The sequence below is a fragment of the Angustibacter sp. Root456 genome, assembly GCF_001426435.1.
Lineage (GTDB): Bacteria > Actinomycetota > Actinomycetes > Actinomycetales > Angustibacteraceae > Angustibacter.
This window is the reverse complement of sequence record NZ_LMER01000020.1, coordinates 127,047-144,549: the sequence shown is the minus strand read 5'-3', so window position 1 is coordinate 144,549 and position 17,503 is coordinate 127,047. Positions and strand designations below refer to the sequence as shown.

The following is a 17,503-nucleotide window of genomic DNA, read 5'->3' as shown; positions in this document are numbered from 1 at the left end:
GCGTCGCGCGCGGGAGGGGTTCAGGAGCAGGTTCGCGCCAGCGCCACGCCCCACAGGGTGCTGAGGTCGACGCCGACGCGGTCCTGCGCCAGGCTGCCGGTACCCGGGAAGCCGCTCACCAGCACGATGTACGGCGAGACCTGCGAGCTCAGGATCACGGACAGACCCTGCGGGCACGACCACGGCACGAGCGTCACGGCGAGGTCGACGCTGCCCCCGGCGAGCACCACCTGCGGCAGGTCGGGCTTCAGGCGCAGCACCGAGAAGTTCTTCGTCTGGGCCACGAACGGCGAGCTGTCGAGGTCGAGCCGCACGAGCAACGCGCGGTGGGTGGTGTTGCTCAGCCGCAGCAGCGGGTGGTCGAGCGTGCCCTCGACGGACGCGTCGATCGACGGGAACCCCTGGCTGCACGCCGACCCGCCGTACACACCAGAGCTGGCCGTCTCGCCGTCGTCCGACACCGGTACGCGGTGCACGACGCCGTCCGCCGTGCGCAACGGCACCCGCAGCGCCGCCTGGACGTCCTGCGGGCCGGTGCAGTCGACGCCGAGACGCAGGCTCGCGTAGAGCGTGCCGCCAGCGGGCACGACGGCGGCTCCGCCGAGTGGCCGGACGACCGGCGTCGTCGTCGTGGCGCGGTCGTCGTCGGCCGACAGCACCACCGAGACCGGTAGCGGTCCGGCGTTCTGCAGGCGCACCGTGAAGTCGGCCACCTGGCGTCCTGGCACGGTGTCGACGCTGCTCACCGTCGCCACCACCGCGAGCCGAGAGGCGCGCTCGGCGGCGCGCACCCGGTCGGCGTGCCGAGAGGCCACGCTGCCTCCGACGCCCCAGCCCACGAGCAGCAGCACGACCGCGGCCGACACCACGGGGAAGAGGCCGAAACGGGTGACGGGCCAGGGGTTGAGCCGTCCCGACCAGGGGTTCGAGGCTGGCTGCGGGTCGACCGGCGTGAGCGCGTCGTAGGCCACGACCTCGGGCGGGGTCTCCGGCGACGAGGGATCCTCGTGTCGGGCCCCGCCGGTGTCGAGCACCTCGTAGCCCACGTCTGCCAGTGTCACCCGGCCGCCAGGGGTTGGGTAGCGCTTCGACGCACGGACGTGCACACGATGACGGCGCCCCGCCAACGGGACGCCGTCACGTGCACGGTCACCGGCTACCAAGCGTGCTGTGCGTCGTCGCAGCGGGACAAGCCCGCCACGACCGGTCCATCAGTGGACTGCCCGCACGTGGGTACCGGGAGGGCCGTGCTGGGTCGCCGTTCTCCGGCGGCTCACCACTTGTCTACTCCTCCCCGGCGGTGAAGTGAAGCCTTGACATTCGCGGCTGGCCGGAGGACGAATCGGGCGCCCACCCAGTCCGCGAAGGACGTTGCGCCGACCTGGGTGCGGGTCCACACTGAGGCTGCCGGTCCACGGACCGTGCAGGTGCCGCGGGTTCATCCCCCCCGAACCGGTGGCGCCAGGTGACCCCCGTCGTCCCCCCGGCGGGGGTCGCCGCGCGCCCGGCGTCGGGCGAGAGCCGGCGTCGTCCACAGGCCGAGCCGCGCGTCGAGTTGTCCACAGGCCGGCGTGCGCTGGATGCGCGCTGTGGCCGCCGTCGCCGACGCTGAGAGCCCGACCCCCCCAGGAGGGCTTCTCGATGGTCTCCCCTTCAGCTCGAACCGACCAGGCCGCGCCGGCCGACCCCGCCGGTGCGGTGACCGCGCTGACTGCCGACCCGGCCCTCGCGGACGAGCTGCAGCGGTTGGCGGCGGCCGCCGCGGTGCGGCTGACCGTGCGCGCCCAGCTGCCCGCCCCAGGCCGCTGGCCGCGCGGGTTGGTGCTCGTGGGAGCCGACCTCGCGCCGGCGCTGGCTGGGCGTCGAGCGGTCACGCACGAGGTGCTTGTCGTGGCCCTCGACCCTGCCGGCGGGCGGTGGTGGGGCGACGAGGGGCAGCTCTGGCAGCACGCCGTCGCGGTCGGCGCGGAGCAGGTGGTGCCGCTGCCGCAGGCGACCGAGTGGCTGCTCGCCCGGCTGGCGCGGGTCTGCGCGCCGACCACCTCCGCGCGGGTGCTCGCGGTCGTCGGTGGCTGCGGCGGAGCGGGGGCCAGCGTGTTCGCCGCGGCGCTCGCGGTGGTCGCGGCCGGCCAGGGACGGCGCACGCTGCTGGTCGACGCCGACACGCTGGGCGGGGGGATCGACCTGCTCGTCGGGCTCGACGACGTCGCCGGCCTGCGCTGGCCGGATCTGGCGACGGCCCGCGGCCGGCTGCCTGGCCTGAACCTGCACGCCTCGTTGCCGCGAGCCGGCGCGATGGCCGTCCTCGGCTGGGGACGCGGTGGCCCCGTCGACCTGCCGCCGGCCGCAGTCGAGTCGGTGCTCGACGCCGCCTGCGGGGCGCACGACCTCGTGGTGGTCGACCTGCCGAGGGCACTCGACACCGTCACCCAGGCCGCACTGGAGCGCAGCGACGAGCTGCTCGTCGTGCTGCCCGCTCAGCTGCGTGCGGTCGCCGCAGCCAGCCAGGTGGTGGCCGCCTTCGGCGGGAACGGTGTGGCGACGTCGGCCGTCGTGCGCACGGGCCAGGGGCGGTGGAGTGGCCGGCAGGTGGCCGAGAGCCTGGGGCTCGCCCTGGCCGCTCAGCTCCGCGACGACCCGCACCTCGACACCGACCTGAGCGAGGGTCTGCTGCCGGCGCAGCGCCCGCGCAGCCACCTGCACCGCGCCGCGGCTCACTGCCTCGACCGCGCGGCGCAGCCGGCCGCGGCGTGAGGGGCCTCGACCCGGGCCTGGTCGAACGGGTCCGCACCGAGCTCGGCAGTCGCCCCGGCGCGGTGACGCGCGGCCGGGTGGCGCAGGCCGTGCGAGACACCGGCGGGGTGCTCGGCGACCAGGCCGTGCTCGCCGCGGCCACGGTCGTGCAGGCCGAGCTGGTCGGAGCCGGTCCGCTCGAGGGGCTGCTCGCCGACCCCTGCATCACGGACATCATGGTCAACGGCGCGGCCGGGGTGTGGGTCGACCGCGGGCGTGGTGTCGAGCAGGTGCGCGTCGACGTCGGGCCCGAACCCGCCGTCCGGGCGCTCGCGGTGCGGCTCGCCGCCGCGGCCGGACGCCGGCTCGACGACGCCGCGCCCTTCGTGGACGCCCGGCTGCCGGGCGGTGTGCGCCTGCACGTGGCGCTCCCGCCGCTCGTCGAGGGCGGCACGCACCTGTGCCTGCGCGTCCCCGCCCGTCGGGCGATGACCGTGGCCGAGCTGGTCGAGTGCGGCACGATCCCGGCCGACTGGGCGCAGGTCATCACGGCGGTGGTCGAGCAGCGGCTGGCGTTCCTGGTCTGCGGTGGCACGGGCGCAGGCAAGACGACCGTGCTCGCAGCGCTGCTCGCGCGGGTGCCTGCGAACGAGCGGATCGTCGTCGTCGAGGACTGCGCGGAGGTGCGCATCGACCACCCGCACGTCGTCCGCCTCGAGTCACGGGCACCGAACGTCGAGGGGCGTGGTCGGATCGACCTCACCGAGCTGGTGCGGCAGGCGCTGCGCATGCGGCCCGACCGGCTCGTCGTCGGTGAGGTGCGCGGGGCGGAGGTGCGCGAGCTCCTGGCCGCCCTCAACACCGGCCACGAGGGTGGCTGCGGCACCGTGCACGCCAACGACGCGACGGAGGTGCCCGCCCGCCTCGAGGCGCTGGGCGCGCTGGCGGGACTCGGTCGGGCCGCCGTTCACGCCCAGCTGGCTGGGGCCGTGCAGGTGGTACTGCACCTCACCCGGCGCGGCGCCCGCCGGCAGCTGACGCAGGTAGGTGTCGTGCGCCGTGCCGACGCCGCGGCCGACGGTCGCGTCGAGGTGGTGCCGGCGCTCGTGCGCGCTGTCGAAGGCTCCGCGCCCGGCGGCGCGCGAGCCGAGGGCTGGCCGGTGCTGCAGCGCATGCTGCAGGAGCGGGCGTGATGATCGCGTGGTCAGCCGCCGGGCTGGCCCTCGCCGTCCTGTGCTGGCCGGTGAGGCGCACGCCGGCCAGGATCGCTCGGCCGCGGCCTGCGGCGCGCGACGGCGAGTGTCGCGCCCGCCCGCGCGGACGCTGGCGGGCGCCGACACCGGCCGACCAGGTGCTGCAGGTGCTCGACATGGTGGCGGCCCAGGTGCGCGCGGGCGCGGCGCCGGTGGAGGCTTGGCAGGCGGCGCTGGACGTCGTCGACGTGCCACGGACGACGGCGACGGCCGAGCCGGTGGCTGACCTGCTGCGCTGGGCTGGTGGTACCGGCGGTGCGAGCGGGGATCCCGCAGCCCAGGCCGCAGCAGCCGCCTGGCGGTTGGCCGAGCGCACCGGAGCGCCGCTGGCCGACCTGCTCGACAGCGTCTGCGCGACCGTTCGCGCCGAGCGCGCGGACCGTGCTGCCGTCGAGGCCGCGCTGGCCGGCCCACGAGCCACCAGCCGCCTGCTGCTGGCGCTACCCGTCGCCGGAATCGGGCTCGGTGAGCTCATCGGTGCCGCACCCGTGCACGTCCTGTGGGCGACGCCGGCCGGTCGGGCGTGCGCTCTCACCGGTTCGGCGCTGCTCCTGGCGGGGCGGTTCTGGATGCGTCGGCAGGTGGGCTCGGTCGAGGCGCTGGCCCGACCCCGGGCCGACGTCGCCGCGGCGGCGTCGTGAGCACCACCCTCACGACCGGCCTGAGCGCGGTGCTCGCCGGCGCAGCGTGGCTGTGCCGGCCGGTACCTCGCCACCGGGCGGCACGGCAGGTGAGCGCCAGCCGCCAGGTCGGCGCGCCACCTGCGGCCGACGCCGACGTCGGTGTCCCCGACGTGGTGCTCGTCGACCTCGTGGTGGCAGCGCTCGTGGCCGGCCTGCCCGCGGCGTCGGCGGTGGCGGCCGCGCGCCGCGCGGCCGCGCCGGAGTCGCCGGACGCGCCCGACGGCGGCCTGCACGAGCTACCAGAAGCTGTTCATCGGGCCTTCGCGCTCGCCGAGCGCACTGGTGCGTCCGCAGCCGAGCTGCTGCGTCGCGCGGCCTCGGACGAGCGGGCTGCCCGGCGGGCGGCAGTGGCCGTGGCGGCCAGCCGGCTCGGCGTCCGCCTCGTCGTCCCGCTGGGTCTGGCCGTGCTGCCCGCGTTCGTGCTGCTCGGTGTCGTCCCCGTGGTCATCGGGCTTGCGCAGCAGCTGCTGTCCGCCTGACCAGCACCGCCGACCTCGATTCGGCCCTCATCGTGTTGCGCCGCAACGCGTTCCCCCACAGAAGGAGATCACATGGGTTCTGCGCTCCATCGCCTGCATCGCCTGCATCGCCTGCGCCGGCTGCATCCCCTGCGCCGGATGCATCGCCTGCGCCGGCTCGCCGACCACGGCATGACCACCGCTGAGTACGCCATCGGCACGTTGGCGGCCTGTGGGTTCGCCGCGCTGCTCGTCACGATCCTGCGCGGCTCGGCCGTGCGGGCCCTGCTGCTCGGCGTGATCACGAAGGCGCTGGCTCTGGGTGGCTGATCGGCGGTGGCCCCCACGCCGACGTCCGGCGACCAGCCGCGACCGGGGTGTCGTCACCGCCGAGCTGGCAGTGGCGTTGCCCGCCGTCGCGCTCTCGGCAGCCGCCGTCGTCGCGGTGGGGCAGGCCGCCGTCGCCCAGGTCAGCTGCGTGGACGCCGCCCGGGCTGGTGCCCGGGCGGCGGCCCGCGGCGACAGCGCCTCGCGCGTGCAGCAGGTGACCCGGGAGGCCGCCGGCGGCGCCGGCGCCGTGGTGGACGTCGCGACGTCCTCGGCCAGTGTCACTGTGGCCGTGCACCGGCGCGTGCACCTGGTGCTACCGCACGGCCCGGTGGTCACGGTCGGCGCCCGGGCGTCGGCCGAGACCGAGGCAGGCGTGGGCGTCGCCGCCGATCGCGGCAGCGCCACCGTGCTCGCCACGGCGCTGGTCGCGCTCGCGGCCGCGCTGGCCGTGCTGCTCGCCGGACTCACCAGCGCCGTGGTGGCCCGTCACCGAGCGGCGAGCGCGGCCGACCTGGCGGCACTCGCCGCCGCGTCGACGCTCAGCCGGTCACCGGACGCCGCGTGCACCGCGGCCGAGCGCGTCGCGCAGCGCAACGGGGCCCGGATCAGCCAGTGCGCGGTGGGTGAGACGTCGGTCGACGTGAGCGTGCGGGTGCGACCGGCCGGCCCGGCCGGTCGGCTGGGTGCGGCGATCGGGCGGGCTCGTGCTGGTCACGGGCCGCGCGGTACGGGCGGCGGCAGTCAGGGCTGGCGGTGACGGGCGGGCTCGTCGAGCTGGATCGCCGAATCCGACGCGCTGTGGTTCGACCCCTCGGTGCTCGACTCAGCGGTGCTCGACTCAGCGGTGCTCGAGCGCAGGTGCTCGCCGGCCTCGGGGTCGTAGTGCTCGGCGCGCGGCTCGCGCACCAGGTGGCGGTCCGGCTCGTCGTAGCCGTCCCGGGCCGCGGCGCGGGTGGTGTGTGCGGCGGCGGGCGTGTCGGCGGTCTCGACGGCCCGCTCTTCGGTGCGACGCTGTGCGGCCTGCTCCTTCTCGACCCGGCGCAGCCGCTTCATCTCGCGGCGGCGGGCGACTTGGCGGCGCGTCCCCCGGCCGATCGCGGCGAAGCCCAGCAGGGCCAGCAGCGTGGCGACCACGCCGGCGACGAAGATCCAGACGGGCTGGGTCGTGAACGTACCGACCGAGGAGTCGAACAGCACCTGCTGCGACGTCCCCGTGACGACGATGCCTACAACCAGGGCCGCGGCGAGCAGCAGCAGGATGAGAGCGAGGGCGATCATGAGGACCTCCGTCCGGTCCGGCGCCTGGGCCGCCGGATCATCTCGACCCTAGTGCGCGGTGCCCGAGTCGTCCTGTTGAGCAAGCGAGTCCGGGGCGACTCCGAGCAGTGCGCGCACCACCCGCAGGGCCGCCGCCTTGTCGAGCGGCTCGTTGCCGTTGCCGCACTTGGGCGACTGGACGCACGAGGGGCAGCCCGCCGGGCACGCGCAGGTGCCCAGCGTCTCGGCCGTCGCGCGCAGCCACGCCTGCAGGGCCGTGTACCCCCGCTCGGCGAAGCCCGCGCCGCCGGGATGACCGTCGTGCACGACGACCGTGGGTTGGCCGGTGTCGGGGTGCAGGGCGGTCGAGACGCCGCCGACGTCCCACCGGTCGCAGGTCGCGAGCAGCGGCAGCAGCCCGATCGCCGTGTGCTCGGCGGCGTGGAGCGCGCCCGGCAGGTCGGCCGGCGCCACCCCGGCGCGGGTGAAGAATGCCTCGGGAGCGGTCCACCACACGGCCTTGGTGCGCAGGTCGCGCGGGGGCAGGTCGAGCGGCTCCTCGCCGAGCACCTCGCCGGTGACCAGACGACGGCGCAGGAACGACACCACCTGACCGGTCACCTGCACGGTCCCGAAGGCCACGGTCACCGGCCCCCACCGCTGCTGCCGCGACGTCTGCAGGATCCGGACGTCGGTGACCGTGCGCGCCTGCGTCGTCCACGGCGGCGCCTCGCGCTCGACGAGTGCCACGTGCCCGGCGAGGTCGAGCCGTCTCACCACGTAGCTGTCGCCCTGGTGCACGTACACCGCGCCTTCGTGCACCGTGCGATCGGCCGACGCGGAGTCGACCGTGCCCAGCACCCGACCGCTGTGCTCCTCCACGACCTCGAACACCGGGCCGCCGGTGCCGCGCAGGTCGACGTGCGCCGCCGCGCGGTCGCTGCGCGCCCAGTACCAGCCGCTGCGGCGCCGACGCAGCACGCCTCGAGCGACCAGCACATCGAGCAGCTCGCGGGTCGGCTCGCCGAAGAGCGTGAGGTCGTCGTCGGTGAGGGGCAGCTCGGCTGCCGCTGCCGCCAGGTGAGGACCGAGGACGTACGGGTTGTGCTCGTCCAGCACGGTCGCTTCCACGGCGCTGCCGAACACTGCCTCGGGGTGCGTGACGAGATACGTGTCGAGCGGGTCGTCGGCCGCCACCAGCACCGCGACGGCGTCCTGCCCTTCGCGACCGGCCCGCCCGGCCTGCTGCCACAGCGACGAGCGTCGTCCGGGCCAGCCAGCCAGCAGCACGGCGTCCAGCCCGGTGACGTCGACGCCCAGCTCGAGCGCGTTGGTGGCCGCCACCGCCAGCAGGTCCCCGTTGCGCAGCCGGCGTTCCAGCGCGCGTCGCTCCTCGGGCAGGTACCCGCCGCGGTAGGCCGCCACGCGGGGCGCGAGGTCGGGATCGACCTCGGCCAGCAGGCGGCGGGCGGTCGCCGCGACGTGCTCGGCCCCGCGCCGCGACCGCACGAACGCCAGGCTGCGGACGCCGGCGCAGGCGAGGTCGGCCAGGAGGTCGGCCGTTTCCGCAGCGGCACCGCGACGGGTCGGGGCGTCGTGCTCGCCGCCACCCGGCAGCAGCGGCGGCTCCCAGAGCACGACGTCGAGCTGGCCGCGGGGCGAGGCGTCGTCCGTCACGGGCGTGACGGTCAGCCCGGTGAGCCGCCCGGCGTGTTCAGCCGGCGCCGACACCGTGGCCGAAGCCAGGACGAACGTCGGCGACGCGCCGTACCGCGCCGCGATCCGCCGCAGCCGCCGCACCACAGCGGCCACGTGAGCGCCGAACACGCCGCGGTAGTGGTGGCACTCGTCGATGACGACGACCTCGAGTCCGCGCAGGAACCGCGCCCAGCGCTCGTGTCCCGGCAGCAGGGAGTGGTGCAGCAGGTCGGGATTGGTCAGCACGAACGAGGCGTGGTCGCGGATCCAGCGCCGCTCGTCAGGCGCCGTGTCGCCGTCGTACGTCGCGGCCCGCACGCCCGGCAGCCGCAGGGACTCCACGCGCGCCAGCTGGTCGGCGGCCAGCGCCTTGGTCGGAGCGAGGTACAAGGCCGTGGGCCGCCGCGCCCCGAGCCCCGTCCCACGCTCGCGGCGCACCGCAGTGAGTGCGGGCAGCAGGTAGGCGAGCGACTTCCCGCTGGCCGTGCCCGTGGCGAGCACCACGTGCTCGCCGGCGTGCACGAGGTCCGCGGCTCGGGCCTGGTGCTCCCAGGGCTGCTCGATCCCCTGCCCCCGCAGCGCCTCCACCACCTCGGCGTCGGCCCACGCGGGCCAGGCCGACCGGCGTCCCGCGCGGGCCGCGAGCCGCTCCACGTGCCGCACCCGGTCGTCGCGCCGACCGGCGCCGCGCACGAGCCCGAGCAGGCGTGAGTCACCTGGGGGCACGACGGCAGGCGGGGTGGCGGGCACTCGTCTATGGTCGCTCCTGCGGCGACCCGCGGACGACCTGCCGGGGGCGCGGTGAGGCGGGCGCCGGTCCGCCGGTGGGCGGTAGCGCGCTGCAGTGGTTAGATGGCGCGCAGTGACGATCGGCTCTGGAGGAACTGTGGATCTGTCGGTGGGTACGCGTGAGCAGGGCGGCCGCATGATCGTCGAGGTCAGCGGCGAGATCGACGTGTACAGCGCTCCCGCGCTGCGCGACCAGCTCAACACCCTCGTCGCCGCCGGGCACCATCACCTGGTGGTCGACATGCAGGGCGTGGAGTTCCTGGACTCCACCGGCCTGGGCGTGCTCGTCGGCGGCCTGAAGCGGGTGCGCACCCAGGGTGGCTCGCTGCACCTGGTCTGCTCCCAGGAGCGCGTGCTGAAGGTCTTCCGCATCACCGGTCTCACCAAGGTCTTCGCGATCCACGACTCGGTCGACGAGGCGCTGGCCTCGCAGCCGTCTGACGCCGGCGCCTGAGCCCGACGGCGCGCCGCCCCACACGGAGCGGGGTGTCGTCGCGCCCCAGGGAGGGGGGACCGTGGCCGAGACGGCCGAACCGCAGGGCACCACGGTGCGCCTGTCGTTCCAGCCGTTGCCCGTGCACGTGCGCACGGCACGACTGGTTGCCGTCACGGTGGCCCGCCGCGCCGGCTGGGCTGAGGAGCAGGTCGAGTCGGTCCGCCAGGCCGTCGGCGAGGCGTGCGCTCTGGCCCTGCGAGCTGCGGCCGGACGCGACGCCGTGACCCTCGAGCTCGACGACGCCGACCCCGCCGGTGACCTGGTGGCCTGGGTCGCGCCGGTGACCGACGTCCCGAGGTCCTCTGACGTCGGCGAGGACGCGCTGCTGCGCGCCGTCCTGGCGGGTCTGACGCACGACGTGAGCGTCGTCCCGCGGCGAGGACGCCCCGCCCTGCGCCTGGTGTGGTCGCGCTGATCCGTGACGTCGTTGCAGATCCGCGCCCCGGATCGCTTCCGCCACGTAGTCCCCACCGATACAGTCCGTCACGAACGTCCCCCCGTGCGGCGTGTCGAGAGCGTGCGCGCCGACCCGCGAAGGGGACGTCCCCACGTCTAGGAGGACGCGAATGCGCGGGCTGACCCAGGCCGCTACGGGTGCCACCATCTCTGGCTCCAACCTGACCTACGTCGTCGTCGTCGCGGTGATCGCGGTGCTGGCGCTCGTCGTCTCAGTGACCTTCCGTCGCCAGGTGCTCGCCGCGAGCGAAGGCACCGAGCGGATGCAGGAGATCGGGCGCGCGGTGCAGGAGGGCGCCTCGGCGTACCTCGCGCGGCAGTTCAAGACGCTCGCGGCGTTCGTCGTCGTGGTGTTCTTCCTGCTGCTGGCGCTGCCGGCCGACAGCTCCGGAGTGCGGTTCGGCCGCTCCGGGTTCTTCGTGCTCGGCGCGCTGTTCTCGGCGGCGATCGGCTACCTCGGCATGTCCCTCGCGGTGCGCGCCAACGTGCGCGTCGCCGAGGCGGCCCGCCACGGTGACCGCGACGGCGGCATGCGGGTCGCCTTCCGCACCGGCGGCACGGTGGGCATGGCCACGGTCGGCCTCGGCCTGCTGGGCGCCTCGATCGTCGTCCTGATCTACAAGGGCGACGCACCCAAGGTGCTCGAGGGCTTCGGCTTCGGCGCCGCGCTGCTCGCGATGTTCATGCGGGTCGGCGGCGGCATCTTCACCAAGGCCGCGGACGTCGGCGCCGACCTGGTCGGCAAGGTCGAGCAGAACATCCCCGAGGACGACCCGCGCAACGCCGCCACGATCGCCGACAACGTCGGTGACAACGTCGGCGACTGCGCGGGCATGGCCGCCGACCTGTTCGAGTCCTACGCCGTGACGCTCGTCGCGGCGCTGATCCTCGGCAAGGCGGCCTTTGGCGACGCCGGTCTGGTCTTCCCCCTCATCGTGCCGGCCATCGGCGCGCTCACCGCGGTGCTCGGCGTCTTCATCGTCAAGCCGCGCGCCGGCGAGAGCGGCCTGACGGCCATCAACCGCGGCTTCTACATCTCCGCGGCGATCTCGGCGGTGCTCTGCGGCATCGCGGCGTTCCTCTACCTGCCGTCGTCGTTCGCGGAGCTGACGAACGCCGGCGACACCGTCACGACGCTGCAGGGCGACCCGCGCCTGGTCGCCACCGCCGCCGTCGCGCTCGGCATCGTGCTCGCCGGCATCATCTTGTGGCTCACCGGCTACTTCACCGGCACCGAGGACCGCCCCACCAAGGACGTCGCCCGCACGTCGCTCACCGGTGCGGCCACCGTCGTGCTGTCGGGCATCGGCGTCGGCCTGGAGTCCGCGGTCTACACCGCCGTCATCATCGGCGGCGCGGTCTACCTGGCCTTCGTGCTCGGTGGCAGCACCGTGATCCTGTCGCTGTTCCTCATCGCGCTCGCGGGCTGCGGCCTGCTCACCACCGTCGGCGTCATCGTCGCGATGGACACCTTCGGCCCGGTGAGCGACAACGCTCAGGGCATCGCCGAGATGTCCGGCGACGTGCACGACGAGGGCGCGCAGATCCTCACCGAGCTCGACGCCGTCGGCAACACCACCAAGGCGATCACCAAGGGCATCGCGATCGCCACGGCGGTGCTCGCGGCCACGGCGCTGTTCGGCAGCTACACGGACGCCGCCAGCACCGCGATCCAGGACGCCGGCGTCAGCCCGGAGCAGCTCACCACCGCCGCCCGCGTGGCGCTGCTGGACTTCCAGGTCATCACGCCGTCGAACCTGTTCGGCGTGATCCTCGGTGCGGCCGTGGTGTTCATGTTCTCCGGCCTGGCGATCAACGCGGTCACCCGCGCGGCCGGCGCGATCGTCTTCGAGGTGCGCCGCCAGTTCCGCGAGCACCCCGGGATCATGGCGGGCACCGAGCGTCCGGAGTACGGGCGCGTCGTCGACATCTGCACCCGCGACTCGCTGCGCGAGCTGGCCACGCCCGGCCTCATGGCGGCGATGGCGCCCATCGCCGTCGGCTTCGGTCTCGGCATCGGCCCGCTCGCCGGCTACCTCGCCGGTGCGATCGCGGCGGGCGTGCTCATGGCGGTGTTCCTGGCCAACTCCGGTGGTGCCTGGGACAACGCGAAGAAGATCGTCGAGGACGGCAACTTCGGCGGCAAGGGCTCTGACGCGCACGCCGCCACGGTGATCGGTGACACGGTCGGCGACCCGTTCAAGGACACCGCTGGTCCCGCGATCAACCCGCTCATCAAGGTGATGAACCTGGTGTCGGTGCTCATCGCCCCCGCCATCGTGCAGCTCACGGTGGGCCAGCACGCGAGCGGCCCGATCCGCTACGCGATCGCCGGGGTGGCAGCGCTGATCATCGTCGTGATGGTGGCGATCTCCAAGCGCCGCGACATCTCCTTCGGTGACGACTCCACGGACGGCGGCGACGACGTCCCGCAGGTCGACGACGAGGGCACGGCGAGCACCGGCCCCGGCGAGGCCGTCGAGGACCAGGTGAGCACGACCACCCGCTGACGACCCACCTGCTCCACCTGCTCCACCCAGCGCCCCCGGCCCCCGCCGGGGGCGCTGGCCTTTNCCCCGTTGATCACGTTCAGTGGGTGACACTCCGCTTGCCGAGGGGTGCACCCCTCGACAAGCGAGCGCAAGCCTCGAGATGCGCGGGCGGCCAGCTGCCGGCGTCCGGCTAGCCTCGCCGTCGTGACCGCCCCACCCCGCCTGGACGTCGCCACCGCCCGCGACCTCGCCGCCGACCTCGCGCCGTTCACGGTCGAGGCGGTCGACGCGCTGCTCGGCCCCGTGGCCGCTGCGGCGCTGCACCGCGAGCAGCCGACCGCCGCTCGCCGGGTGCTGGCCACGCGCCCGTCGCCGCTCGCCACGCTCGTGCGCCTCTTCGTCCTCGGCGACACCGCCACCGTGGCCGAGCTCGACGCCGCTCTGCCGCTCACCGGCAGCGCGGGCGCTCAGGGGTGCGGCCTGGTGGCCGCCGCCGGCAGCGCACCGGACGACGCCGTGCGCCCCCTGGTCGACCTGCGCCCCTACGCCGCCGACGACGCCGCGTGGTGGTTGGCCTCCGACCTCAGTGAGCTGGCGACCGGCGGTCCGCTGCAGCCCGACCACGTGCTCGGCGTCGGCGGCGCGTCGGCCACGCTCGCCCAGTGGACGCCCCGCCAGCCGGTCGGGCGCGCCCTGGACGTCGGCACCGGCTGCGGGGTGCAGGCGTTCCACGCCGCGCGCCACGCGTCGTCCGTCGTGGCCACCGACGTCTCGGCGCGGGCGCTCGCGTTCGCCACCTTCAACGCCGCGCTCAACGCCGCCGCCGACGGCCCCTTCGCGGGACGTTCCCTCGACCTGCGCCACGGCAGCCTGCTCGAGCCGCTGGCCGCGGACGCCGGCACGTTCGACCTCGTCGTCAGCAACCCGCCCTTCGTGATCACGCCGCGCGTCGAGGGCGTCCCGGTGTTCGAGTACCGCGACGGCGGCCTGGCGGGCGACGCGGTGGTGCAGCGCCTGGTGAGCGACGTCGGCGCCCTGCTGCGCGACGGCGGCGTGGCCCAGCTGCTCGGCAACTGGGAGCACCACGCCGGCGTGCCGTGGCAGGAGCGCGTGGCGGGGTGCCTGCCCGACGACGTGCAGGCGTGGGTGGTGCAGCGCGAGGTGCAGGACCCTGCGCAGTACGCCGAGACCTGGGCCCGCGACGGCGGCCACCACCCCGGCACGCCGGCCTACGACGCGCTGGTCGCCGCCTGGCTCGAGGACTTCGAGCAGCGGGGCGTCGAGGCGGTCGGCTTCGGCGTCGTCACCCTGCGCCGGTCGCCCGCCCCGTGGCAGCGGCTCGAGGAGGTGCACGGCCCCCTGCGCGGCCCCATGGGCCCGGTCGTCAGCGCCGTCCTGGACGCCGAGACCTGGCTGCGCGCGACGCCGGACGACGCCCTGCTGGCCGAGCGGCTCGTCGTCGCGCCGGACGTCACCGAGGAGCGCCACGGCCGCCCCGGCGAGCCCGACCCCACCGTGATCCTGCTGCGCCAGGGCGGCGGCCTGCAGCGGGCGGTGCGCGCCGACACCGCGCTGGCCGGCCTCGTGGGCGCGTGCGACGGCGAGCTCGCCGTCGGGCAGATCGTCGGGGTGCTCGCGGTGCTGCTCGACGAGCCCGAGGCCGAGCTGCGCGGTCGGCTGCTGGCCGACGTCCGGCACCTGGTGGCCGACGGCCTGCTGACCCGCTCATGACGGCGATCCGACCGTCGACACGCGGGGTCCGGGGACCCCGGATTGCCTATCACCGGCCACGCGGCGTTACCGTCGTGCCCGGTCGACCCTGTTCGCGGTCGGCTGCATCGTGCTCCTGCGCACCTCGCGCCGGGAGCAGAAGGTAAGGAGAAGCGTGGCCACGTCGTCGAGCTCCACTCGCCGCAGGCTCGTGATCGTCGAGTCCCCGGCCAAGGCCAAGACCATCGCCGGCTACCTCGGCGAGGGCTACGACGTCGAGGCCAGCGTCGGCCACATCCGCGACCTCCCACAGCCGTCGGAGCTGCCGTCGGACATGAAGAAGGGCCCGTTCGGCAAGTTCGCGGTCGACGTCGACCACGGCTTCGAGCCCTACTACGTCGTCGACAGCGACAAGAAGAAGAAGGTCGCTGAGCTCAAGCGGCTGCTGAAGGACGCGGACGAGCTCTACCTCGCCACCGATGAGGACCGCGAGGGTGAGGCCATCGCGTGGCACCTGCTGGAGGCCTTGCAGCCCAAGGTGCCGGTCAAGCGCATGGTGTTCCACGAGATCACCCGCGAAGCGCTGCAGCGTGCCCTCGAGACGACGCGCGACATCGACGACCGGCTCGTCGACGCCCAGGAGACCCGGCGGATCCTCGACCGCCTCTACGGGTACGAGGTCTCGCCGGTGCTGTGGCGCAAGGTGCGGCGCAACCTGTCGGCCGGCCGGGTGCAGTCGGTCGCGACCCGCTTGGTGGTCGAGCGCGAGCGCGAGCGCATGGCGTTCCGGGCAGCGTCCTACTGGGACCTGCTCGGCAACTTCGCCCCCGCAGTGGACGCCGAGGCCTCCGCCTTCACGGCCCGGCTCACCGCCGTCGACGGCGCGCGGGTGGCCACGGGCAAGGACTTCGACGACCTGGGTCGGCTCAAGGACTCCGCCCGCGCCGTCGTCCACCTCGACGAGTCCGCCGCACGCAGCCTGGTCGGCGCGCTCGAGAGCGCGCCCGTCACGGTGCGCAGCGTCGAGGAGAAGCCTTACACACGTCGTCCGGCCGCGCCGTTCACGACGTCGACGCTGCAGCAGGAGGCCAGCCGCAAGCTGCGGTTCTCGTCGCGCCAGGCCATGCGCGTCGCGCAGTCGTTGTACGAGAACGGCTACATCACCTACATGCGTACCGACTCCACCGTGCTGTCGAACGAGGCGCTGACGGCGGCGCGCTCGCAGGCGGCCGACCTGTACGGCCCCGAGTACGTGCCGGACAAGCCGCGCGTCTACGCCAGCAAGTCGAAGAACGCGCAGGAGGCGCACGAGGCGATCCGCCCCGCCGGCGACCGGTTCCGCACTCCCGCACAGGTTTCGGGGCAGCTTCGCGGTGACGAGTTCCGCCTCTACGAGCTCATCTGGAAGCGCACGGTCGCCAGCCAGATGGCCGATGCGCGCGGGTCGACGGCGTCCGTGCGGTTGGCGGCGACGGCGTCGGACGGCCGCGAGGCGGAGTTCAGCGCCAGCGGCACGGTCATCACGTTCCGCGGGTTCCTCGCGGCGTACGAGGAGGGCCGCGACGAGCAGCGCGGGGACGACGAGCGCGACGCCGAGCGGCGCCTGCCGCAGCTGGCCCAGGGCGACGCCGTCACCTCGCGCGACCTCGAGGCCGTCGGCCACGAGACCAGCCCGCCGCCCCGCTACACCGAGGCGAGCCTGGTGAAGGCGTTGGAGGAGAGGGGGATCGGCCGCCCTTCGACGTACGCCTCGACGATCTCGACCATCATCGACCGCGGCTACGTGTGGCAGCGCGGCAACGCGCTCGTGCCCTCGTGGGTCGCGTTCGCCGTCACGCGGCTGATGGAGGAGCACTTCGGCCGCCTCGTCGACTACGACTTCACCGCGGCGATGGAGAGCGACCTCGACCGCATCGCCGACGGCGAGGAGCAGCGCTCGGCGTGGCTGCAGCGCTTCTACTTCGGGGACGCCGACTCCGCTCTCGAGGGTCTGCGCGACCTCGCGGGTGACCTCGACGAGATCGACGCCCGCGAGATCAGCACCGTCCCGATCGGCGAGGGCGTCGTGCTGCGCGTGGGCCGGTACGGCCCGTACGTCGAGGTGACCGGTGAGGACGGCGAGCCGCGCCGCGCGACGGTGCCGGACGACGTCCCGCCGGACGAGCTGACCGTCGAGATGGCCCGCGAGCTGCTCACCATGGGCGGCGACGAGGGTCGCGTGCTGGGCGACGACCCGGCGTCCGGCCGCACGATCGTCGTCAAGGCCGGCCGGTACGGCCCCTACGTCACCGAGCTGGTGGAGGACGACGAGGAGCCGCAGGCGCAGGAAGCCGTCGAGGGCGACACGCAGGAGCCGGAGAAGCCGGCGAAGAAGGCGGCCAAGAAGACCGCGAAGAAGGCGGCCGCCAAGCCGCGCGGCCGCACGGCGAGCCTGTTCAAGGACATGTCGCCCGAGACGGTGACGCTCGAGGACGCGCTGCGCCTGCTGTCGCTGCCGCGCGTCGTGGGTGTCGACCCGGAGTCCGGTGAGGAGATCACGGCCCAGAACGGCCGCTACGGGCCCTACCTGAAGAAGGGCACGGACTCGCGCTCGCTCGCCTCGGAGTCCCAGCTGTTCGACCTCACCCTCGCCGAAGCGCTGGCGATCTACGCCCAGCCCAAGCGCGGGCGGGGGCAGGCGGCCACCGCGCCGTTGCGCGAGCTGGGCGACGACCCGGTGTCGGGCGGCCCGGTCGTGGTCAAGGAGGGCCGCTTCGGCCCCTACGTCACCGACGGCGAGGTCAACGCCACGCTGCGCAAGGACGACGACCCGGAGTCCATCACCCTCGAGCGCGCCGCCGAGCTGCTCGCCGACAAGCGCGCCCGCGGCCCGGTGAAGAAGCGCGGCACCAAGAAGGCCGCCGCCAAGAAGACCACCGCCAAGAAGGCGACGGCCAAGAAGACGACCGCCAAGAAGACGACCGCCAAGAAGACGACGGCGAAGAAATCCACCTGAGCCCTCTCCCGTCTTTTGGCGCGGGGGCACCCCGTCGCCTTCCTATGGCAGCAGGGTGCCCCAGTGGTCACGCACGAATGCAGTGATCCTCCCCACGAGGAGGCCCGCACCGCTGAGGGCGTGAGCGGTGTCGGCTGCCTCCCGTAGGCTTCC

At 74.5% G+C, this 17,503-nt stretch carries 14 protein-coding genes; 11 read left to right on the top strand and 3 right to left on the bottom strand.

The features are described 5' to 3' along the window. Positions 1-20 precede the first annotated feature (20 nt). Positions 21-1,046, bottom strand: a complete 1,026-nt coding sequence (locus ASD06_RS15395) for a hypothetical protein (RefSeq protein ID WP_056679654.1) — start codon at positions 1,044-1,046, stop codon at positions 21-23. 595 nt (positions 1,047-1,641) lie between these two features. Here ASD06_RS15395 and ssd point away from each other — a divergent pair. The 6 genes from ssd to ASD06_RS19460 all read left to right on the top strand — a co-directional run bounded on the left by ssd (position 1,642) and on the right by ASD06_RS19460 (position 6,214). Further along, entirely contained in the window at positions 1,642-2,754 is a 1,113-nt protein-coding gene (gene ssd / locus ASD06_RS15390; RefSeq protein ID WP_056679651.1) for a septum site-determining protein Ssd, read from the top strand. Continuing rightward, positions 2,751-3,926, top strand: coding sequence for a TadA family conjugal transfer-associated ATPase (locus ASD06_RS15385; protein ID WP_056679650.1), 1,176 nt, complete (start codon positions 2,751-2,753; stop codon positions 3,924-3,926). The genes ssd and ASD06_RS15385 overlap by 4 nt, the downstream gene beginning before the upstream one ends. Continuing rightward, positions 3,923-4,627: a type II secretion system F family protein gene (locus ASD06_RS18980; protein ID WP_157371751.1), complete on the top strand. Its 705-nt coding sequence runs from the start codon at positions 3,923-3,925 to the stop codon at positions 4,625-4,627. The genes ASD06_RS15385 and ASD06_RS18980 overlap by 4 nt, the downstream gene beginning before the upstream one ends. Continuing rightward, the gene (locus ASD06_RS15375; RefSeq protein ID WP_056679647.1) at positions 4,624-5,148 is read left to right on the top strand and encodes a hypothetical protein; all 525 of its coding nucleotides are present in this window, start codon (positions 4,624-4,626) and stop codon (positions 5,146-5,148) included. The genes ASD06_RS18980 and ASD06_RS15375 overlap by 4 nt, the downstream gene beginning before the upstream one ends. A gap of 72 nt (positions 5,149-5,220) precedes the next feature. Beyond that, entirely contained in the window at positions 5,221-5,457 is a 237-nt protein-coding gene (locus ASD06_RS15370; protein ID WP_056679644.1) for a DUF4244 domain-containing protein, read from the top strand. Continuing rightward, the gene (locus ASD06_RS19460; RefSeq protein WP_200942245.1) at positions 5,450-6,214 is read left to right on the top strand and encodes an Rv3654c family TadE-like protein; all 765 of its coding nucleotides are present in this window, start codon (positions 5,450-5,452) and stop codon (positions 6,212-6,214) included. The genes ASD06_RS15370 and ASD06_RS19460 overlap by 8 nt, the downstream gene beginning before the upstream one ends. On the opposite strand, the gene ASD06_RS15360 is transcribed toward ASD06_RS19460, so the two are convergent. Both ASD06_RS15360 and ASD06_RS15355 read right to left on the bottom strand, forming a co-directional pair. After that, positions 6,199-6,735, bottom strand: coding sequence for a hypothetical protein (locus tag ASD06_RS15360; protein WP_056679640.1), 537 nt, complete (start codon positions 6,733-6,735; stop codon positions 6,199-6,201). The two genes, ASD06_RS19460 and ASD06_RS15360, sit on opposite strands and share 16 nt — an antisense overlap. A gap of 48 nt (positions 6,736-6,783) precedes the next feature. Then, positions 6,784-9,138: a DEAD/DEAH box helicase gene (locus ASD06_RS15355; RefSeq protein ID WP_369853778.1), complete on the bottom strand. Its 2,355-nt coding sequence runs from the start codon at positions 9,136-9,138 to the stop codon at positions 6,784-6,786. 160 nt (positions 9,139-9,298) lie between these two features. Between ASD06_RS15355 and ASD06_RS15350 the strand changes: the two genes are divergently transcribed. The 5 genes from ASD06_RS15350 to topA all read left to right on the top strand — a co-directional run bounded on the left by ASD06_RS15350 (position 9,299) and on the right by topA (position 17,350). Beyond that, on the top strand, positions 9,299-9,655 hold the full coding sequence (locus ASD06_RS15350) for an STAS domain-containing protein (RefSeq protein ID WP_056679637.1): 357 nt from the start codon (positions 9,299-9,301) through the stop codon (positions 9,653-9,655). Positions 9,656-9,716: 61 nt separating this feature from the next. Next, complete coding sequence (locus tag ASD06_RS15345) at positions 9,717-10,112, top strand: ATP-binding protein (RefSeq protein ID WP_056679634.1); 396 nt, start codon at positions 9,717-9,719, stop codon at positions 10,110-10,112. Between the two features lie 151 nt (positions 10,113-10,263). Next, positions 10,264-12,663, top strand: a complete 2,400-nt coding sequence (locus ASD06_RS15340) for a sodium-translocating pyrophosphatase (RefSeq protein WP_056679631.1) — start codon at positions 10,264-10,266, stop codon at positions 12,661-12,663. A 186-nt stretch (positions 12,664-12,849) separates the two neighbouring features. Continuing rightward, entirely contained in the window at positions 12,850-14,376 is a 1,527-nt protein-coding gene (locus ASD06_RS15335) for a methyltransferase (RefSeq protein ID WP_056679628.1), read from the top strand. A 154-nt stretch (positions 14,377-14,530) separates the two neighbouring features. Next, the gene (topA, locus tag ASD06_RS15330; RefSeq protein WP_056679626.1) at positions 14,531-17,350 is read left to right on the top strand and encodes a type I DNA topoisomerase; all 2,820 of its coding nucleotides are present in this window, start codon (positions 14,531-14,533) and stop codon (positions 17,348-17,350) included. The last annotated feature ends 153 nt before the right edge of the window (positions 17,351-17,503 follow it).

Coding starts and splice junctions, on each gene's coding strand:
- ssd (WP_056679651.1), top strand. CDS start 1,642: ATGGTCTCCCCTTCAGCTCGAACCGACCAGGCCGCGCCGGCCGACCCC.
- ASD06_RS15360 (WP_056679640.1), bottom strand. CDS start 6,735: ATGATCGCCCTCGCTCTCATCCTGCTGCTGCTCGCCGCGGCCCTGGTT.
- ASD06_RS15370 (WP_056679644.1), top strand. CDS start 5,221: ATGGGTTCTGCGCTCCATCGCCTGCATCGCCTGCATCGCCTGCGCCGG.
- ASD06_RS15340 (WP_056679631.1), top strand. CDS start 10,264: ATGCGCGGGCTGACCCAGGCCGCTACGGGTGCCACCATCTCTGGCTCC.